This is a genomic window from Clostridium cylindrosporum DSM 605 (genome assembly GCF_001047375.1).
Taxonomy (GTDB): Bacteria; Bacillota; Clostridia; order Clostridiales; family Caloramatoraceae; genus Clostridium_AB; species Clostridium_AB cylindrosporum.
The window spans coordinates 23,123-41,333 of the sequence record NZ_LFVU01000001.1; the positions used below are offsets into that span (position 1 = coordinate 23,123).

Annotated in this window: 19 protein-coding genes; 5 read left to right on the forward strand and 14 right to left on the reverse strand. The window is 33.3% G+C overall.

What is annotated here, in order from left to right; translation table 11 throughout:
- Window positions 1–54: 54 nt before the first annotated feature.
- The 9 genes from CLCY_RS00095 to pyrB form a co-directional block, all read right to left on the reverse strand.
- A complete protein-coding gene (locus CLCY_RS00095) occupies window positions 55–1,266 on the reverse strand; it encodes a hybrid sensor histidine kinase/response regulator (RefSeq protein WP_242844918.1) in 1,212 nt (403 codons plus the stop codon).
- Between the two features lie 359 nt (window positions 1,267–1,625).
- Window positions 1,626–3,158: a glutamine-hydrolyzing GMP synthase gene (gene guaA, locus CLCY_RS00100; protein ID WP_048569102.1), complete on the reverse strand. Its 1,533-nt coding sequence runs from the start codon at window positions 3,156–3,158 to the stop codon at window positions 1,626–1,628.
- Between the two features lie 224 nt (window positions 3,159–3,382).
- Window positions 3,383–3,949, reverse strand: a complete 567-nt coding sequence (gene pyrE, locus CLCY_RS00105; protein ID WP_048569103.1) for an orotate phosphoribosyltransferase — start codon at window positions 3,947–3,949, stop codon at window positions 3,383–3,385.
- 5 nt (window positions 3,950–3,954) lie between these two features.
- On the reverse strand, window positions 3,955–4,860 hold the full coding sequence (locus CLCY_RS00110) for a dihydroorotate dehydrogenase (RefSeq protein ID WP_048569104.1): 906 nt from the start codon (window positions 4,858–4,860) through the stop codon (window positions 3,955–3,957).
- A complete protein-coding gene (locus tag CLCY_RS00115) occupies window positions 4,853–5,593 on the reverse strand; it encodes a dihydroorotate dehydrogenase electron transfer subunit (RefSeq protein WP_048569105.1) in 741 nt (246 codons plus the stop codon). The genes CLCY_RS00110 and CLCY_RS00115 overlap by 8 nt, the downstream gene beginning before the upstream one ends.
- Window positions 5,574–6,443, reverse strand: a complete 870-nt coding sequence (gene pyrF / locus CLCY_RS00120; RefSeq protein WP_048569106.1) for an orotidine-5'-phosphate decarboxylase — start codon at window positions 6,441–6,443, stop codon at window positions 5,574–5,576. The genes CLCY_RS00115 and pyrF overlap by 20 nt, the downstream gene beginning before the upstream one ends.
- Before the next feature lies 1 nt (window position 6,444).
- Window positions 6,445–7,638 (reverse strand): dihydroorotase, encoded by a 1,194-nt coding sequence (locus tag CLCY_RS00125; RefSeq protein ID WP_048569107.1) that lies wholly within the window; start codon window positions 7,636–7,638, stop codon window positions 6,445–6,447.
- Between the two features lie 5 nt (window positions 7,639–7,643).
- Entirely contained in the window at window positions 7,644–8,075 is a 432-nt protein-coding gene (locus CLCY_RS00130) for an aspartate carbamoyltransferase regulatory subunit (protein ID WP_048569108.1), read from the reverse strand.
- Complete coding sequence (gene pyrB, locus CLCY_RS00135) at window positions 8,075–9,001, reverse strand: aspartate carbamoyltransferase (RefSeq protein ID WP_048569109.1); 927 nt, start codon at window positions 8,999–9,001, stop codon at window positions 8,075–8,077. The genes CLCY_RS00130 and pyrB overlap by 1 nt, the downstream gene beginning before the upstream one ends.
- A 282-nt stretch (window positions 9,002–9,283) precedes the next feature.
- On the opposite strand from pyrB, the gene CLCY_RS00140 reads away from it, so the two are divergent.
- On the forward strand, window positions 9,284–9,469 hold the full coding sequence (locus tag CLCY_RS00140) for a hypothetical protein (protein ID WP_048569110.1): 186 nt from the start codon (window positions 9,284–9,286) through the stop codon (window positions 9,467–9,469).
- A gap of 10 nt (window positions 9,470–9,479) precedes the next feature.
- On the opposite strand, the gene CLCY_RS00145 is transcribed toward CLCY_RS00140, so the two are convergent.
- Both CLCY_RS00145 and CLCY_RS00150 read right to left on the reverse strand, forming a co-directional pair.
- Window positions 9,480–10,364, reverse strand: a complete 885-nt coding sequence (locus tag CLCY_RS00145) for a glycoside hydrolase family 73 protein (RefSeq protein WP_048569111.1) — start codon at window positions 10,362–10,364, stop codon at window positions 9,480–9,482.
- A 208-nt stretch (window positions 10,365–10,572) separates the two neighbouring features.
- The gene (locus CLCY_RS00150) at window positions 10,573–12,246 is read right to left on the reverse strand and encodes a DEAD/DEAH box helicase (RefSeq protein WP_048569112.1); all 1,674 of its coding nucleotides are present in this window, start codon (window positions 12,244–12,246) and stop codon (window positions 10,573–10,575) included.
- A 283-nt stretch (window positions 12,247–12,529) separates the two neighbouring features.
- Here CLCY_RS00150 and CLCY_RS00155 point away from each other — a divergent pair, with 283 nt between their 5' ends.
- From CLCY_RS00155 to CLCY_RS00170, 4 genes are all read left to right on the forward strand, one after another.
- Complete coding sequence (locus CLCY_RS00155; protein WP_082141637.1) at window positions 12,530–13,102, forward strand: ECF transporter S component; 573 nt, start codon at window positions 12,530–12,532, stop codon at window positions 13,100–13,102.
- Window positions 13,103–13,114: 12 nt separating this feature from the next.
- Entirely contained in the window at window positions 13,115–14,254 is a 1,140-nt protein-coding gene (locus tag CLCY_RS00160) for a pyridoxal-phosphate-dependent aminotransferase family protein (protein ID WP_048569113.1), read from the forward strand.
- 118 nt (window positions 14,255–14,372) lie between these two features.
- Complete coding sequence (locus CLCY_RS00165) at window positions 14,373–15,122, forward strand: hypothetical protein (RefSeq protein WP_048569114.1); 750 nt, start codon at window positions 14,373–14,375, stop codon at window positions 15,120–15,122.
- Window positions 15,119–15,544 carry a hypothetical protein gene (locus CLCY_RS00170; protein ID WP_048569115.1) on the forward strand — a complete coding sequence of 142 codons (426 nt, stop codon included), beginning with the start codon at window positions 15,119–15,121 and terminating at the stop codon, window positions 15,542–15,544. Before CLCY_RS00165 ends, CLCY_RS00170 begins: the two co-directional genes overlap by 4 nt.
- 43 nt (window positions 15,545–15,587) lie before the next feature.
- On the opposite strand, the gene groL is transcribed toward CLCY_RS00170, so the two are convergent.
- The 3 genes from groL to CLCY_RS00185 all read right to left on the reverse strand — a co-directional run bounded on the left by groL (window position 15,588) and on the right by CLCY_RS00185 (window position 18,206).
- Window positions 15,588–17,210, reverse strand: a complete 1,623-nt coding sequence (gene groL / locus CLCY_RS00175) for a chaperonin GroEL (protein ID WP_048569116.1) — start codon at window positions 17,208–17,210, stop codon at window positions 15,588–15,590.
- Between the two features lie 31 nt (window positions 17,211–17,241).
- The gene (groES, locus tag CLCY_RS00180) at window positions 17,242–17,526 is read right to left on the reverse strand and encodes a co-chaperone GroES (protein WP_048569117.1); all 285 of its coding nucleotides are present in this window, start codon (window positions 17,524–17,526) and stop codon (window positions 17,242–17,244) included.
- 233 nt (window positions 17,527–17,759) lie between these two features.
- A complete protein-coding gene (locus tag CLCY_RS00185) occupies window positions 17,760–18,206 on the reverse strand; it encodes an ACT domain-containing protein (protein WP_048569118.1) in 447 nt (148 codons plus the stop codon).
- Between the last annotated feature and the right edge of the window lie 5 nt (window positions 18,207–18,211).

Genomic DNA, 18,211 nt, shown 5'->3' on the forward strand with positions numbered 1-18,211 from the left:
GTCACAACTCACATAAGTTAATTTATCTTCTGCTATAGACACTAAATTAACCTTTTAAAAGTATATATCAGAAAATTCCATAAGCACTTTTTGATTAATATCCTCAATTGATTTGTTTACTAAGTCTGAAACAATGACCTTTTCCTTTTCTATAGGTTTTGCTGGTAGCTCAACAACAAATTCACTTCCGTTTTTATAGTTGCTATTAATATAAATTCTTCCTTCATGCATTTCCACAAGTGATTTTACAAGACTTAATCCTATACCACTTCCCTCATGCTTTCTTGTAAGCAAATTATCTACCTGTTTAAATCTTTCAAATATAACATCTGCCTTATCCTTACTTATTCCAATACCTGTATCAGCTACTGAAATTTTAACTATATCATCCATAGCCTCTACATTTACATAAATACACCCTCCACCTGGAGTAAACTTAATAGCATTTGAAAGAAGGTTTAACATAATTCTCTCAATTGCACTTAAATCACATTCTATAACTTTTTCCTCAATATCAGTATCAAACACAAGTGTAATGCCTTTACTCTCAACATACTCAACAACTGATAGCGTAATTCCCTCTATAACCTCTATAATGTTATGTGTATCTAGACTAATATTAAAATGCTCCTTATCAATTCTTGTTATATCAATTAGATTATTAATAAGCCTTAATAATCTATAACAGTTTTGCTTTTGTAAATTAATTTTCTTTCGAAACTTGTTCCTATCTATAACTTCATCTTTTTTCAAGTATAGATTCATTAATTGTATGGTACTTAACAGAATATTAAGTGGCGTTCTTAATTCATGAGATATATTTGCTAAAAATACATCCTTTGCCTCACTTGCAGCCTCTGCTTTTTCCTTTGCTTTAATTAACTCATTAAACTGCTCATTTACTCTCTTTTCTAGTTCAATATTCATATTTCTCTCTTTTTCAATAAGCTTTAAGTATATATTAATTCTATTAATTAATTGATATTCATCAATTGGCTTTGTGAGGTAATCTACTGCTCCTATTTCAAATCCCCTTTTTCTAAACTCTTCACCTACATATGAGGCAGTTAAAAAAACTATAGGAATATCCTTTGTTTTTTTTCTATTTTTTATAATAGAAGCAAGTTCAAAACCATCTATTTCTTCCATTTGAATATCTAAAATAATTAAATCTACTTTGTGCTTAAACAGTTCCTTTAAAGCATTTTTAGCTGAATCTGCTTCTATTACTGTAGAATCAATATATTCTTCAATTAAAGCTTTCAAAGAAAATAGGTTATTATGATTATCATCTACAATGAGAATTTTATATGCTGAATTTTTTATGATAATATCCCCCTTTATACAGTATACTTATACATCCCACCCTATATAATTACATTTTACCTTTATTTTTAGTAATATCAAACACCCTTTTCGGATAATTTTGTAATAATTTATAAAAATTTCCCACCAGTTTAATATTATATAACTTTTGCCAGTAAAAGTTAATAGGGTATATTCTAAAGTCTAAATAGAATTTACTTTCTAACTATGTATTATTAAAGGAAAACAGTAAAAAACTTGTAGACAAAGGGAAAAGTCTACAACCCCTACTTTATAAGGATTGTAGACTTTTCAATTAACTATTCCCACTCGATTGTTGCTGGTGGTTTTGAAGTTATATCATAAACTATTCTGTTTATGTTTGGAACTTCATTAACAATTCTTGATGATATCTTTTGAAGTACATCATATGGAACTCTGAACCATTCTGATGTCATACCATCAACACTTTCAACAGCTCTTAGAGCTATAGTGTGTGAGTATGTTCTTTCGTCTCCCATAACTCCAACACTTCTTATGTTAGGAAGTACCGCAAAGTATTGCCATATTTCCTTATCTAATCCTGCGTTTTTAACTTCTTCTCTAAGTATAGCATCTGCTTCTCTAAGGATCTCTAGCTTATCTTCGCTAACTTCTCCAAGTATTCTAATTCCAAGTCCTGGTCCTGGGAATGGTTGTCTTGAAACAACTTCCTCTGGAATTGACATTTCACGACCAACTTCTCTAACCTCATCCTTAAATAGTTCTCTTAGAGGTTCAATTAGCTTAAATGTAATGTCTTCTGGAAGTCCACCAACATTATGGTGACTCTTGATTGTTTGAGATGTTTCTGTTCCACTTTCAACTATATCTGGATATATAGTTCCTTGAACTAGGAAATCTATACCTTCTAGCTTATTTGATTCAGCTTCAAAAACTCTTATGAATTCTTCACCGATTATCTTTCTCTTAGCTTCAGGTTCTGTTACACCCTTTAGCTTAGTTAAGAATCTTTCCTTAGCGTCAACCATAATAAGGTTCATATCAAACTTTTCTTTGAAAGTGTCATATACTTCCTTACCTTCATTTTTTCTAAGTAGACCGTGGTCAACGAAGATACAAGTTAGGTTCTTTCCAATTGCCTTATGAACTAAAACTGCTGCTACAGATGAATCTACTCCACCTGAAAGTCCACATATAACCTTCTTATCTCCAACTAGTTCCTTAATTTCCTTAATCTTATCCTCTACAAATGATGACATAGACCAATCAGCTTTTAAGTCACAAATTTCAAATAGGAAGTTCTTAAGTATGTCCTGTCCATATTGTGAATGCTTAACTTCTGGGTGGAATTGGATTCCGTATAAATTCTTTTCTTCGTTAGCCATAGCAGCATTTGTACAACTATCTGTAGATGCTATAACCTTAAATCCTTCAGGAAGCTTAGATATATGGTCTGTATGACTCATGAAAACTTCTGCTTCTTCTGCAACACCCTTAAATATAGGTGACTTAGTGTCAAACTTAATCTTAGTATTACCATACTCTCTGTATGATGCAGGTTCAACAGTCCCCCCTAGTTGATGTGCCATAAGTTGGTCTCCGTAGCAAATTCCAAGCACTGGAATAGAAAGTTCAAATATTCTCTTGTCTATTAATGGTGAATCTTCCTTGTAAACACTGTTTGGTCCACCAGTAAATATAATCCCACCTGGTTTTCTTTCATCTATAACTTCAAAAGCCTTACTGTATGGTATTATTTCACAGTAAACACCAGCTTCTCTAACTCTTCTAGCTATTAGCTGATTATATTGACCTCCGAAGTCTACAATAAGTACTAATTCCTTATTCATCGTCCGTCTCCCTTCAATTACTATACGATTTAGTATGTTTATATAAATAACTTTATAACGTAATACGGCAAATTGCAACATATAATTTAGCATATAACTTTATTCATGTATAGTATACCCATAAAAAGTATATTTACATACTAAATATTAACTATTCAATAAGTTAAAAGTTATTAACCCTTTATAGAGTAATATCTATAAAGGGTTAATTTTATATATTTTAATTACTTTATATTTCTGCTTCCTGGCTTAATGTATGGTAGTCCTTCTTTACATAGTGGACAATCATCTGCATCATATGACTTAACATCAAGCTTTATAGCACTGTATAGTGGTAGGTCGAATTCTACACCTTCAGCTCTTCTATCTACTATACAAGCAATTGCTACAACTTCTCCACCAGCCTTTGTAACAGCTTCGATAGCTTCGTTAAATGACTTTCCTGTTGTTACAACGTCCTCAGTGATTATAACCTTTTCACCCTTAGCTATTTCAAATCCTCTTCTAAGAGTCATAACACCATTTTCTCTTTCAGTGAAAATAGTTCTTTTTCCTAGTTGTCTTCCCATTTCGTATGATACAACAACTCCACCCATAGCTGGTCCTACAACAACATCTACATCTATGTCCTTAAGTTGGTCTACTACTGTTGATAGTACCTTTGCAGCTTTATCTGGGTACATAAGTAGCTTTGCGCATTGGCAGTACTTATCACTGTGTCTTCCTGATGATAGTAAAAAATGTCCTTCTAGTAGTGCTTCAACTTCCTTTAGTATTTCTATTGTACTCATATTTGTTACCTCCTAGCAATTCCTCTAATTTCTTCTAAACTTTTTATACCTTCTTTATTCATGTATTCTTCTATTCCATTTACTATATCAAGGGCTGCATCTGGCTTTATAAAGTTTGCAGTTCCTACTTGAATTGCAGTTGAACCTGCCATTATAAATTCTATAGCATCTTCCCAAGTTGTTATTCCACCCATTCCTATTACAGGAATGTTTACAGCACCTGCTACTTCATATACCATACTTAGTGCTATTGGCTTAATAGCTGGTCCTGAAAGTCCTGCAACTACATTTTTAAATACAGGTGCTTTCCTTCTTATATCAATCGCCATTCCCTTAAATGTATTTACAAGTGAAAGTGAGTCTGCTCCAGCTTCTTCGCATGCTACTGCAACCTTCACTATACTTTCTGCATTAGGAGAAAGCTTAACCATTAATGGCTTCTTGCTTACTTCCTTAACTTTTCTTACAACATCCGCTGCTGTTTCCGCCTTTATACCAAGTGCCATTCCCCCACACTTAACATTTGGGCATGATATATTAAGCTCTATTATGTCTACATCAGTATCATTAAGCTTTAATGTACCATTTATGTAGTCCTCAATTGTAGCTCCTCCAAGATTTGCAAGTATTCTAGTGTTTAGCTTCTTCATTCCAGGAAGTTCATTACTTATAAAAACATCTATTCCTGGGTTTTGAAGTCCTACACTATTCATCATCCCTGCTCTTGTTTCTACTACTCTTGGCCCATCATTTCCCTCTTTTGGATTTATAGTAAGTCCCTTAGATGATATACCGCCTAAGCTTGATACATCATATATTTCGTTATACTCTTGACCGAATCCAAATGTCCCTGAAGCTGTTATTACAGGGTTTTTAAAATCTATTCCGTTAATTACAACCTTACTACTCACCAAAAATCACATCCCTACTTGAAAATACTGGCCCCTCTTTACATGCTCTTTTGTTTCCGTTTTTTGTTTTACATGTACATACAAGACAAGCACCAACTCCACATGCCATATGACTTTCCATTGAAACATAGCATTCAACATCTGCTTCATTACACATATCCGCTACCTTTTTCATCATTATTTCAGGTCCACATGTAATTACTACATCGTACTTTTTAGGATCTAGTAGGTCTATTACATACCCCTTGTGGCCTTCATCTCCTGATTCAGTTGCTATAAATACTTCATCTGCATACTCTTTCATCTTGTCTATTCCGTAACTTTTATCTCTAAACCCACAATATAAATCTATTTTCTTAGCATCCATTTCCTTCATTGTATGAAGCATAGGGGCAGTCCCGATTCCCCCTGCAACAACTGCTACATTCCCTGTTAACTTATCTAGTGGGAATCCATTTCCTAGTGGTCCTAGAAGCTCTATTCTGTCATCTTTCTTAAGATTCTTAAGGTGCTCTGTTCCAACTCCACAAACTATATATAAGAATGATATCTTTCCATCTTTGTAATCATGTATACTTATAGGTCTAGGTAGTATTGGCTCACATCCCCATCCTCTAAGCATGTAAAACTGTCCAGCCTTTACCTTAGCATCGATTTCTACTTCCATTAGGTAGACATTATCTACTACATGTTCATTACTGTATACTTTTGACTTAGTGTAGCTTAATGGCATTTCTAATATCCTCCCTCATTCTTATAGCTTCTTCTCTTGCACATTCTGCGAAGTTCTTTTCGCCGTTTTCCTTTTTCTTATAGGCAAGTAGTATTCCTCTTGATGAGTTTACAACTCCTCCATTACCATCCTTAAGACTTAGTGCAACATCCTCAGCCGTTCCACCTTGCGCTCCATATCCTGGTATTAGGAAGAACATCTTGTCGAGCACCTTTCTAAGCTTTACTGACTCATCTCTGTGGGTACATCCAACAACTCCACCTATTGAACTATATCCACACTTTCCTAGGTACTCTTCACCTAGTTTATTTAATTTATCTCCAACTACCTCGTATATCTTTTCCCCATTTTCATCAGTTATATACTGAATATCCTTAGCACCTTCATTTGATGTTCTAACAAGTAGGAATAGTCCCTTTTCCTTGTTCTTTACATAGTCAAGATATGGGTCTATACTGTCTAGTCCCATGTATGGGCTAAGTGTTATAAAATCACTTTCAAAATCCCCTTCAAAGTGTGCCTTAGCATACATCTTTGCAGTGTTTGAAATATCTCCTCTTTTTATATCCGCTATAACAATCTTGCCCTTATTTCTTATATACTGCATAGTCTTCTTGTAAGCTACCATTCCAGGTATTCCATAGGCTTCATAGTAGGCTATTTGAACCTTGTAACATGATACCGCATCTAGTGTAGCATCTATAATTTCTCTATTAAATTCAAATATCGCATCTTCTAAGTTGTCATATTTCTTTAAAAAGTCCCCTGGGATATATGAAATATCTGTATCAAGTCCTAAACATACGTGTCCTTCTTTTTCTACGTCTTCAAATAATCTATCTATAATCATTTTATTTCTCCCTTCTGTATACCACTTTTCCATCCTTGATAGTTACTGCAACTTCGCCTTTGTATTTCTTTCCATCAAATGGAGTATTCTTTCCCTTTGATTTAAATTCACTTGAATCTATTGTTACTTCTTTATTTAAATCAACTAGTACTAGATCTGCATTCATTCCAAGTTTTATTTCACCTGAATTTAATCCCATCATTTTTGCTGGGTTTTTAGCCATTATTTCTGTAAGTTTACTAAGGCTTATATGTCCTTCACTTACAAGAGATGTGTAGCATACTGAAAAGGATGTTTCTATTCCAGATAATCCTGGAGCTCCACTTTCCTTATCCTCAAATGTATGAGGTGCATGGTCAGTAGCTATAGCATCCACATATCCATTTTTAATCGCATCTATTAAAAAGTTAACGTCCTCTTTACCTCTTATAGGAGGGTTAACTCTATACTCTACTTCATCACTAGTTAGTGCAATATGGTGAGGTGCAACTTCACAGGTTACCATATCCCCTCTATCCTTTGCTCTAATTATCTCTTCCATAGCTTCCTTAGTACTTACATGGCACACATGAAGGTGACACCCTGTATGTCTAGCTAGTGCTACATCTCTTCCAGTCATTATATTTTCTGAAAGTCTTGTATCTTCTTTTACTATTTCTGTATGTTCAACATGGCTCATTATAATAAGACCCATTGATTTTGCCTTCATCATGGCATTAAGCATTACTCTGCTTTTGTCGATTCCCTTACCGTCATCTGATATAAATCTTATTGGATATTTTATTTCATCTAGATGGTCTAGTGTCTCACCATCAAAGTTTTTAGTAATTGATACTACTTGATGTACATTTAGAAGACCTATTTTTTCAGCTTCATCTAGAACTGTTTTAAGTACTTCATTTGTACTACATATTGGGTTTGTATTTCCCATTAAGTTTACAGCTGTATATCCACCTCTAACTGCTGCAAGACTTCCTGATAACATATCCTCTTTATGAGTTAAACCTGGAAATCTAAAGTGACAATGAAGATCTGTAAATGAAGGAAGAAGTACCAAACCTTCTCCATCAATAGTTTCACAGTCTGCCTCTAAGTTATTTCCCATTGTTTCAATAATCCCATTTTTTATATATAAATCACCTTTAAAATCGTTATTCGAGTCTACAATTCTTGTGTTTTTAATTAGAAGTTCCATTTACCTTATACCTCCGAAACAGTGTAAATTTCGTCACAGTATATACACTTATATTCTGCTTTTTTATCATTTACTAGCGTGAAAACATGATTAATTTCTCTTTCAACTGATGTTACACATCTAGGATTCTTACATTTTATAATATTTTCAACTTTTTCTGGAAGCTTCAGATTAATCTTATCTTTAATCATCTCATCTTCTATTATATTTACAGTAAGATTTGGATCCATAAGACCTAGCATTGTTAAGTCAAGGTCAATAACATTTTCTATTTTGATAATGTCCTTCTTTCCATTTTTACTACTTTCCGCATTCATAATTAATGCTACAGTAAAATCTGCATTATCAAGTCCTAGATAATTAAAAATCCTTATTCCAAAACCTGCTCTTATATGGTCTATTACTATTCCTTTTTTTATCCTATTAATAGTTACCATTATTCATCTACCCCCAATAGTTTGCAGATTAATGCCATTCTAGCAAACATTCCATACTTCGCTTGTTTAAAGTACCAAGCTCTTGGATCTTTGTCTACTTCAACTGCAATTTCATTAACTCTTGGCAGAGGATGCATTACTATAAGATCTTGACTCGCCATATCCATTTTTGTTTTGTCTAGTATATAGCTATCCTTAAGTCTTATATAATCTTCTTCATTGAAGAATCTTTCTTTTTGTACTCTTGTCATGTAAAGAATATCAATTTCCTCCATAACTTCTTCAAGTCTTTCAACTTCTTTGTACTTAATATTATTCTTCTCTAGAACTTCACTTTTAATGTAACTTGGAACTTGTAGCTCTTTCGGTGATATAAGTATAAATTCATTTCCTTCATATCTTGATAAGGCTTTGATAAGAGAGTGTACAGTTCTTCCAAACATAAGGTCTCCACAAAGTCCAATTTTAAGCCCTGTAAGCTTTCCCTTTGCAGCTCTTATAGTTATTAAGTCTGTAAGGGTTTGTGTTGGATGTTGATGACCTCCATCTCCAGCATTTATAACAGGTATATCTGAATTCATCGCAGCAACTCTTGGAGCACCTTCTTTAGGGTGTCTCATTACCGCAATGTCCGCATAACAAGCTACTGTTCTTATAGTGTCTGATATACTTTCTCCCTTTGAAGCTGATGATGAGTTTGGTTCTGAAAAACCTATAATTTGACCACCAAGTCTAAGCATTGCAGCCTCGAAGCTGAATCTTGTTCTTGTACTTGGCTCGTAAAATAGTGTTGCTAGTAGTTTTCCCTTGCACACATCTAAGAAATTTTCTGGGTTTGAAACAATTCGATCTGATAGCTCGAAGATTTCTTCAAGCTCTATAAGTGAAAAATCCATTGGATCTATAAGATGTTTACCTTTTAACATTTACCTAACTCCTCCTTTTTAGCCTCACGGGACTAGATTAAAGGTATAAAAAATGCCTCCATAAATGGAAGGCATAGTATACTACCCATTAACTGTGGTATAATATAGCTGTCCTTCCTAGTATCTCAGTACTAGATTAAAGCTATCAAATAAATATTAACACAGCATTTTACAAAAATCAATGTTATAATCTAGAAAAATTTTGCTATTTTATACATTATAATCACGACTTTTCGAAGTAGCTTAATTATTAAATTTTATGAATTTTTAGGAGGTATATTAATGAAATTACGTTTTGTATATCTAACTATATTTTTAGGACTTATATATTCAATATTAACATTTTTATCAGCAGAAACTATTACTATAAATGATATAGCTACAGTAATTATGGTGTCCGGGTCTGTTATATTTGTAGGCTATGTATTAGATTCAAAGGCAGATCACAATAAAAATAAAAATACATAATACTTTAAAGCTACTTACTTATCTCCCAGTCTAGTAGCTGAAGATCATTAGAAATTATAATATCTAGCACATACTGGGCATATACCTTTTCACCTTTTTCATTAGATATTGTGCTATATCCTGCTTTTTCAATAGCTTTAATCTGCTCATTATATGTTTTAGCCTTAAAAACTCCTGCCCTTTTGTACCTTGGGTTGTTTTCAATAAACTTCCCAAAATCCTCTACTGATTCACTTAAACTACTATACACTCTAAAATCATCTCTTATTTTTGTATTATAGTATTCCGATGTACTGAAATTTATCTTCTTACCCTTCCATGATGAATCTGCTTTTATTCCAAACAAGTTCTTATAATCCTTTGAGAGCTGGGATCTTCCCCAATTAGATTCCAGTGCAGCTTGTCCCATAATAACAGATGGCATAATACCTGTTTTTTTACTTACCTTTATAGCATCAGATTTTATAGAATCAAAAAAATCTTTTTTATGCCCCTCATCCATTTTTCTTGATTTGTTTATTACTTTTAAATATCTTTTTGCCTTTTCAATATCTTCACCTTTACCGCCAAAACTCTCAACAACAGAATCTATACTTCTTAGGGTATACCCCTTATCAGTTTTTGTGATAAATCTTTCAGCTACTCTTTTAATATTATTTTCCGTAGCAGTTTCTATATGTCCATAGTTAAATGTAGCATCCACAGATGCAACCTCTCTCCAATTCACTTGAACTTTTCCTCTACTCACTTCATCAACAACATTTACATATTTTAGCCTAACTTCCTTTGATACAGTGAACCTAAATATGGAGTAATCTAAATCTTTAAAGAACTTAATTCCACCAAAAATCAAAACTCCTATAAAAAGTGTTATTATAATACTTCTTTTTTTCATATAAAAATTCCCTCGCTAGTACAAAATTATCTAATTATCTCCAAATTAATACAGGTATTTCTAAATTATTATATATTATTTTACTAATTAATACCTTACAAAATTTTAACAATAAAAAAGAGACCACAAATTAAGCTTAATAGCAGTCTCAATAACCACAAAACTTAAAGTCGCCTCTTTTTGTACTATATAGGACTATATTTAAATGTTACTTTGAGTTAGCAACCTCGATTCTAACTGTTCTTGAATCAAGTTTCTTTCCTTGACAAGTATTTAATATCTTATCCTTAGCATTCTCACTAGTATTAATGAAAGTAAACTTCTCAAATATGTCTATAGCTCCAATGTCTCTCTTAGTAATATTAGCTCTATCAGCAAAGAATCTTAATAGTGCAGATGCGTTAACATTATCCTTCTTTCCAACTGAAACGAATAATCTAACAAATCCCTTATCTCTATCTCTTCCTCTACCTCTTGAGTATTCTCTACTACCTCTGTCTCTACTATCTCTACTATCTCTACTGTCTCTTCCTCTGTCGTCACGACGTCTGTCCCTTGACTCTTCTTTAAAGTCTTCTGCATAGTTAAATGAAACTTCTCTTTGGTATATGCTATTCATAAGAGCAGCAGCTATTTCTATAGGAGATGTTTCTTCACTTAGTGATTCTATTATAGGAATAAATCTCTTGTATTCTTCAGTAGCTAGTTGAGTCTTCACAGTTTCTAACATTGTTTTGCTCTTAGTAGCAAAAATTTGTTCAACTGTTGGTACTATAGCCTTTTCTATTTTACCCTTAGTTTCTCTTTCGATATCTCTAATTCTTCTAAATTCTCTTGAGTTAATTATGCTTAGTGCAACACCTTCGTTACCAGCTCTTCCTGTTCTACCTATTCTATGGATGTAGCTTTCAGTATCTTGAGGTAAATCATAGTTAACAACATGTGATAGGTTCTCAACGTCGATTCCTCTAGCAGCAACGTCAGTAGCAACTAGTATCTTAAGGCTTCCTTCTTTAAACTTTCTAAGTGTATTAGTTCTATGAGCTTGAGTCATATCACCATGCATACCTTCAACACTATAGTCTCTTTGTTGCATTGATTCTACAAGTTCATCAACACCCTTTTTAGTTTTACAGAAAATAATTGCTGATTGCATTTCTGTAGCATCTAGAACTCTACATAAAGCTTCAAACTTAAGGTCACGTCTTACTTCATAGTAGTATTGCTTAACTGTTGTAGCTGTCTTACTCTTTGATTCAACTTGAACACTTACAGAGTCAGCCTTCATGTATTTCTTTGAAAGTTCTCTAATAGCGTTTGGCATAGTAGCTGAGAAAAGAAGTGTTTGTCTTTCTGGACTCGCTGATACCATAACTTCTTCTATATCATCAATAAAGCCCATGTTTAGCATTTCATCAGCTTCGTCTAGTACTAGATACTGAAGATTTTCAAGGTTTATAACCTTTCTTCTCATAAGGTCAAGTACTCTACCTGGAGTTCCAACTACAAAGTCTACTCCTCTTTTAATTTCTCTTATTTGCTTATCTATTGAATCTCCACCATAAACTGGGAATGACTTTATCTTAGAAAATGATGATATTTTTTTGACTTCTTCATTTACTTGAAGTGCAAGTTCTCTAGTAGGCGCTAATACTAATGCTTTAATCTTTCCTTTATCTCTTTCTATACCGCTTAAAATCGGTGCAGCAAAGGCAAGGGTTTTTCCTGTTCCTGTTTGTGCTCTTCCTATTATGTCATATCCATCCATTATAACCGGAATCGCCTTTTCTTGTATCTTTGATGGTACTGTATAATTCATGGCCTCAATCGCCTTAATTATTTCTTCACTTAATCCTAGTTCATTAAAATTCGTATTTTCCATTCTAAATCCTTTCTTAATATGGGTTACCGTTATATTTCTAAATTTTACACACTTGTTTAGTATGCCACTTATATTGAAAACATGCAAGGGTAAAGTTCATAAATTGTCTACATTAATTAAATTGTCCCTTGGATATTTATTTTCTCCTATTATCTAAATATTAAACCTCATTTTATATATAAATTTTTATTGACTATAAAAATTTATTATATATAATAACTGTATCGAAAAACTTAATATAAATGTATGGGTACATTATTTTTTATTTATAAGGGGGATAATTATGGCACAGGAAAAATTATTTGAACAAAATCAAAACTCTACTATTAAAAGATCAAAAATCTTTGAAATGGTAACATGCTCATTACTTATTGCACTTGTTTTTGTATTTACTTTCTTCGTACAATTTACTCTACCTTTCGCTTCAGGCGGTGGACTTATTCACATGGGTAACGTTATGGTTTTTGTTGCAGCTATTGTATTTGGACCTAGAAGAGGTTTTATAGCAGCTGCATTTGGTATGGCACTATTTGATGTAGTAAGTGGATGGGCTTCTTACGCACTTATTACTTTTATATCAAAGGGTCTAATGGCTTATATCGCAGGCACACTTGCTTACACAGCAGGTAAACAAGGAAAATCTGTTTTATTTAACTCACTTGGAATAATCTTAGGTGGCCTAGTTATGATTGCAGGCTACTATATTGGGGAAATATTTATGTTAGGTAGCTTTGTTGCTCCACTTGCAAACATTCCAGGAAATATAACTCAAATAGTTATAGGATTTGTTCTTGGTTTACCACTTGCATCAATTCTTAAAAGATATAAGTACTTTAGTAACATGTACGGTGCTTAGGAGGTTATTAATATGAGAGTACCTTTAATTATGACACCTGGTCCAACTCAGGTTCGTGAAAATGTTAGAATGGCAAGATCAATCGAATGTACTAACCCAGATATCGACATAAACTTTAAAAACTTTTATATAGAAACATGCTACAGAATAGCGAAATTCTTAAAGACAAAAAATCTTGTAGCAGTTCTAAGCGGTGAAGGAATACTAGGACTTGAAGCTGCATGTGCATCTCTTACGGAAAAGGGAGATAGAGTACTAGTGCTTGATAACGGTGTATACGGCGGAGGATTTAAGGACTTTGCTGAAATGTATGGCGGAGAAGCTGTGGTTTTAAAGTCAGATGAGAAAAAAGCTTTTGATGTAGATAAATTAAAAGCCTTTCTTGAAAAGGATTCTAATTTTAAATACGCAACTCTTGTACACTGCGATACCCCATCTGGTGTTTTAAATGATGCATCTACTATATGTCCACTTCTTAAGGAATACGGAATAATAACTGTTGTAGACTCTGTAGCTGCAATGGGTGGAGAAGAATTAAAGGTAGATGAATGGAAAATAGATATTGCTATAGGTGGAAGCCAAAAAGCTATATCAGCACCTGCTGGACTTACGCTTTTATCTATAAGCGACGATGCATTCTCTTCTATGGAAAGCAGAAAAACACCTATAGCAGGATTTTATTGTAACCTTCTTATGTGGAAGAACTACAAGGAGAATGCTTGGTTCCCGTATACTATGCCTATAAGCGATATTTATGGCCTAAGAGCCGCTATTGATAATATTCTTGAAGAGGAAGATATACTTATAAGACATGAAAAGATAGCATCTGCCGTAAGGGATGCTTTAAAGGAAGTAGGAGTTAAGTTATATCTTGAAAGTGGATTCTCAAACACAGTAACAGCTATTGAACTAGATAGCAAAATTCATGACAAGACTCTTCGTGATAACCTTGCTAAGAACTATAACCTTCTGATAGGTGGCTCTGTAGCTTATTTAGAGGGAAAAGTAATAAGAATAGGTCATATGGGTGAAAACGCAAAAGCTCAACATATAATCTATACTCTTACAGCACTTCAAAGGGAATTTGAAGCATTTGGAGTTAAGCTTAATGGAAATTTAACTCAAGCTTTTATTAATAAATTAAATAGTTAGCTTTCTAGCTGCTGGCAATGTAAATTGTCAGCAGTTTTTTATTTTTTTAAATTTATTAACCTATATTATTTAACTTCATATTATAGTAATGTAGTCATTATTTTATAAGGAGAATTCTATGGAAACTTATTTTGATCCTGAGCTTAATCAGAATCCTCAGGTAAATTATTATATTATTGATATGCAAACAGGAGATGTAACTGGTGACGGTACACCTGATGAGGTTTATCTTTTAGGTACTCAACCTTCTAGCTCCCTTGGACCTGACTTCTTTGACAATATAACCCTTGGCGTAATAGATGGGAAAACTAAGAAAACTACTTATCTTAGATTTAAATTCAATGCAGGAACTAATCCAAGAATGGTTCTTTCTGACTTTACTGGAGATGGTGCAAAGGATATATTTATATCTATTGCTGAAAATGTACCTGGTGGAAACTACTTTTATTACTTATTCTCAATGATAGACAATAATCCAAAAAGCCTTTTTAACTTTATGCAGTTTAACCAAGACTCTATTTATAGTGTAATCTTTAAAGATTATTACGAAGTACAAGTTACAGGCACAAATACTAAAAAAGAATATGTATTAAATATAGGATTTAAAGGACCTGAGTATCTTTCTAAATTCTATCTTGCTAATGGAAAGCTAATAAATCCTGTTAAAGGTAATGTATTACCACTTGGATATTTGTTCCCAGTAGATATTAATGATGATGGAGTAATGGAACTTATGGCATTCCAAAAAATAGTTGGCAATGCGCCATCTGACGTTTTAGGATATATTCAAACACTTTTATCATTTAATGGTACGCAGTTCACTCCTGGCCTTGTGCTTGCTGCTATACCTGGAAAGAGTACAATATGAGCTGCGCTAACTCATCAGGTACAGAATACTCAAGGATAATAAATACACTAAAGGAATGCATCATTGAAGTTAAAATGGATATAACTAGATATAAGATAATCCATAAAAGTTGCAATAAAAAGTCTCATCAGGATATAGTGAAATCCATAATAATAGATAAAGACTCACACCTTAAAATATTAAAGGAAATATTTAAACTCGCTACTGGAGAAGATTTGCATGAAAAGGTTTTAGAGGAAAAGACTATTACTTCTGATACATCAAATCTTATTAAACTTAGTATAGAAAAGGAATTTCAATTTGTTATACTTCTTAAAAACCTCCGATTTATTCTTCCAGAGCCAAGCGTTAAACAAGCAATTAATGCTATTTTAATAGATCAAAATTTAACTATAAATAAACTTATATATATGAATATATAAAAATAAAGAGTCCAATTTGGACTCTTTATTCATTAAGTTTATTTTAGTACATATCTGGCATTCCACCTGGCATTCCTGGCATAGCAGCATCCTTCTTTTCTGGAATATCTGCTACAGCAGCTTCAGTTGTAAGGAATGTTGATGCTACTGATGCAGCATTTTGAAGTGCTGATCTTGTAACCTTAGTTGGATCAACAATACCTGCTTTCACCATATCAACATATTCTTCCTTGTATGCATCGAAACCGATTCCAGCTTCGCTATTTCTTACTTTCTCAACTATAACTGCACCATCAACACCTGCATTTTCAGCAATTTGTCTTACTGGCTCTTCTAGTGCTCTCTTTATAATTGATACACCAACCTTAATATCTCCCTCAGCTTCAATCTTTTCTATAGCTGATAAAGCGTTGATATAAGCTGTTCCACCACCTGGAACTATACCTTCTTCAACAGCTGCCTTAGTAGCTGCTAGAGCATCTTCTATTCTAAGCTTTCTTTCCTTAAGTTCTGTTTCACTAGCTGCTCCAACCTTAACTACAGCAACTCCACCTGAAAGCTTTGCAAGTCTTTCTTGTAGTTTTTCCTTATCGAATTCTGATGTAGTTTCTTCGATTTGGCTCTTTATTTGTGAAACTCTGCTCTTAATAGCTTCCTTATCTCCTCTACCATTTACAATAGTAGTGTTTTCCTTAGAAATCTTAACGCTATCAGCTCTTCCAAGCATTGAAAGGTCAGCTTCCTTAAGATCACGTCCAAGTTCTTCTGAAATAACTTCTCCACCTGTTAGGATAGCTATATCTTGAAGCATTTCTTTTCTTCTATCTCCAAATCCTGGTGCCTTAACAGCAACACAAGTGAATGTTCCTCTTAGCTTATTAACAACTAGAGTAGCCAGTGCTTCACCTTCAACGTCTTCAGCAATTATAACTAGCTTCTTTCCTTGTTGTACAATTTGCTCAAGAACTGGAAGTATTTCTTGAATGTTTGATATCTTCTTATCTGTAATAAGTATATATGCATCATCAATGTCAGCTTCCATTTTATCTGTATCAGTTACCATGTATGCACTTAGGTATCCTCTGTCAAATTGCATACCTTCAACTACTTCAAGTTCAGTTCCCATTGATCTTGATTCTTCAACAGTTATAACTCCTTCATTTCCTACCTTTTCCATAGCGTCTGAAATAAGAGTTCCTATTTCTTCGTCTGCAGCTGATACAGCAGCAACTCTAGCTATATCTTCCTTACCACTTACTGGCTTTGAAAGTTCCTTTATTTGATCAACAGCAGTTTCAACAGCAAGTTTAATACCTTGTCTGATTAGCATAGGATTAGCCCCTGCTGTAACGTTCTTAAGACCTTCTCTTATAATTGCTTGAGCAAGTAGTGTAGCTGTTGTAGTTCCGTCTCCAGCTACATCATTAGTCTTAGTTGAAACTTCCTTAACTAGTTGAGCTCCCATGTTTTCATATGGATCTTCTAGTTCAATTTCTCTAGCGATTGTTACACCATCATTTGTTATAAGTGGTGAACCAAACTTCTTATCAAGTACAACATTTCTTCCCTTAGGTCCAAGTGTCACCTTTACTGTATTAGCTAATTTATCAACACCTTTTTGCATTGAACGTCTTGCGTCTTCACCAAAAATTAATTGTTTTGCCATAAAAAAATTCTCCCCTTTCTTTAAGTAAAAATTATTCTACTATTGCTAGAACATCTTCTTGCTTTAGTATTGTATATTCAATTCCATCAACCTTAACTTCATTTCCTGAGTATTTTGAGAAAATTACCTTATCTCCTACTTTAAGTTCCATTTTAACTTCTACGCCATTTTGGAATCCTCCTGGTCCAACAGCTATAACCTCAGCTATTTGTGGCTTTTCCTTCGCTGCTCCTGGTAGCACAATTCCACTCTTTGTAGTTTCTTCTGCTTCTACTTTCTTAATAACAACTCTGTCTCCTAATGGTCTTAGTGTCATTAATAATCCCTCCTTAAAGTTATATGTAATTTATTTATCTTCTCACTTTTATTATTAGCACTCTATTAAGTTGAGTGCTAATATATTTATAATATAAATAAAACTAGGGGTTTTTTCAAGCCTATTTTTAACCAAAAATTACTTATTCAAAGCATATTTACTCAATTAACTAAAAATATTTTAACTTTTCTAATAGTTTCTCAATATTTTTATTAATTTCTTGAATTTTTAAATTAAAACTTTGATAAAACCCTTAGACTTTTAACTCCTAACTGACTTTGAATAGAATCAAACAATTCCTCTATACTTTCGTCTAGATTAGAAACTTCTATTGATAAGGAAACCATTGCTATATTGTTTTGAGGTATGTTCTGATTAATAGTCAAGACATTTGCATTATGCTTTGCAATAAGGTCTAAAATTCTTGACAATGTACCCTTAACATGCTCAAGCATTAGCATTACTGTTATGATGTTATCTCGCCTTTCATCATAAAGATCAAAAATACTATCCTTGTACTTGTAGTATGTACTTCGGCTTATTCCAACCATCTTTACTGCATCGTTTATCTTATCACATGTGCCTTCGCCTAGAATCTTCTTTACTTCCATTACCTTTATAAAAACCTCAGGTAATACATTAGAACTAACAATATAGTACTTATCCTTATTATCTTCCATTTTTT

Bases quoted from the DNA above. Each gene is read 5' to 3' on its own strand.
- guaA (WP_048569102.1), bottom strand. From the start codon at position 3,158: ATGAATAAGGAATTAGTACTTATTGTAGACTTCGGAGGTCAATATAAT.
- pyrE (WP_048569103.1), bottom strand. From the start codon at position 3,949: ATGAGTACAATAGAAATACTAAAGGAAGTTGAAGCACTACTAGAAGGA.
- CLCY_RS00115 (WP_048569105.1), bottom strand. From the start codon at position 5,593: ATGCCATTAAGCTACACTAAGTCAAAAGTATACAGTAATGAACATGTA.
- pyrF (WP_048569106.1), bottom strand. From the start codon at position 6,443: ATGATTATAGATAGATTATTTGAAGACGTAGAAAAAGAAGGACACGTA.
- CLCY_RS00125 (WP_048569107.1), bottom strand. From the start codon at position 7,638: ATGGAACTTCTAATTAAAAACACAAGAATTGTAGACTCGAATAACGAT.
- CLCY_RS00130 (WP_048569108.1), bottom strand. From the start codon at position 8,075: ATGGTAACTATTAATAGGATAAAAAAAGGAATAGTAATAGACCATATA.
- pyrB (WP_048569109.1), bottom strand. From the start codon at position 9,001: ATGTTAAAAGGTAAACATCTTATAGATCCAATGGATTTTTCACTTATA.
- CLCY_RS00140 (WP_048569110.1), top strand. From the start codon at position 9,284: ATGAAATTACGTTTTGTATATCTAACTATATTTTTAGGACTTATATAT.
- CLCY_RS00145 (WP_048569111.1), bottom strand. From the start codon at position 10,364: ATGAAAAAAAGAAGTATTATAATAACACTTTTTATAGGAGTTTTGATT.
- CLCY_RS00150 (WP_048569112.1), bottom strand. From the start codon at position 12,246: ATGGAAAATACGAATTTTAATGAACTAGGATTAAGTGAAGAAATAATT.
- CLCY_RS00155 (WP_082141637.1), top strand. From the start codon at position 12,530: ATGGCACAGGAAAAATTATTTGAACAAAATCAAAACTCTACTATTAAA.
- CLCY_RS00160 (WP_048569113.1), top strand. From the start codon at position 13,115: ATGAGAGTACCTTTAATTATGACACCTGGTCCAACTCAGGTTCGTGAA.
- CLCY_RS00165 (WP_048569114.1), top strand. From the start codon at position 14,373: ATGGAAACTTATTTTGATCCTGAGCTTAATCAGAATCCTCAGGTAAAT.
- CLCY_RS00170 (WP_048569115.1), top strand. From the start codon at position 15,119: ATGAGCTGCGCTAACTCATCAGGTACAGAATACTCAAGGATAATAAAT.
- groL (WP_048569116.1), bottom strand. From the start codon at position 17,210: ATGGCAAAACAATTAATTTTTGGTGAAGACGCAAGACGTTCAATGCAA.
- groES (WP_048569117.1), bottom strand. From the start codon at position 17,526: ATGACACTAAGACCATTAGGAGACAGAGTTGTTATTAAGAAAGTAGAA.
- CLCY_RS00185 (WP_048569118.1), bottom strand. From the start codon at position 18,206: ATGGAAGATAATAAGGATAAGTACTATATTGTTAGTTCTAATGTATTA.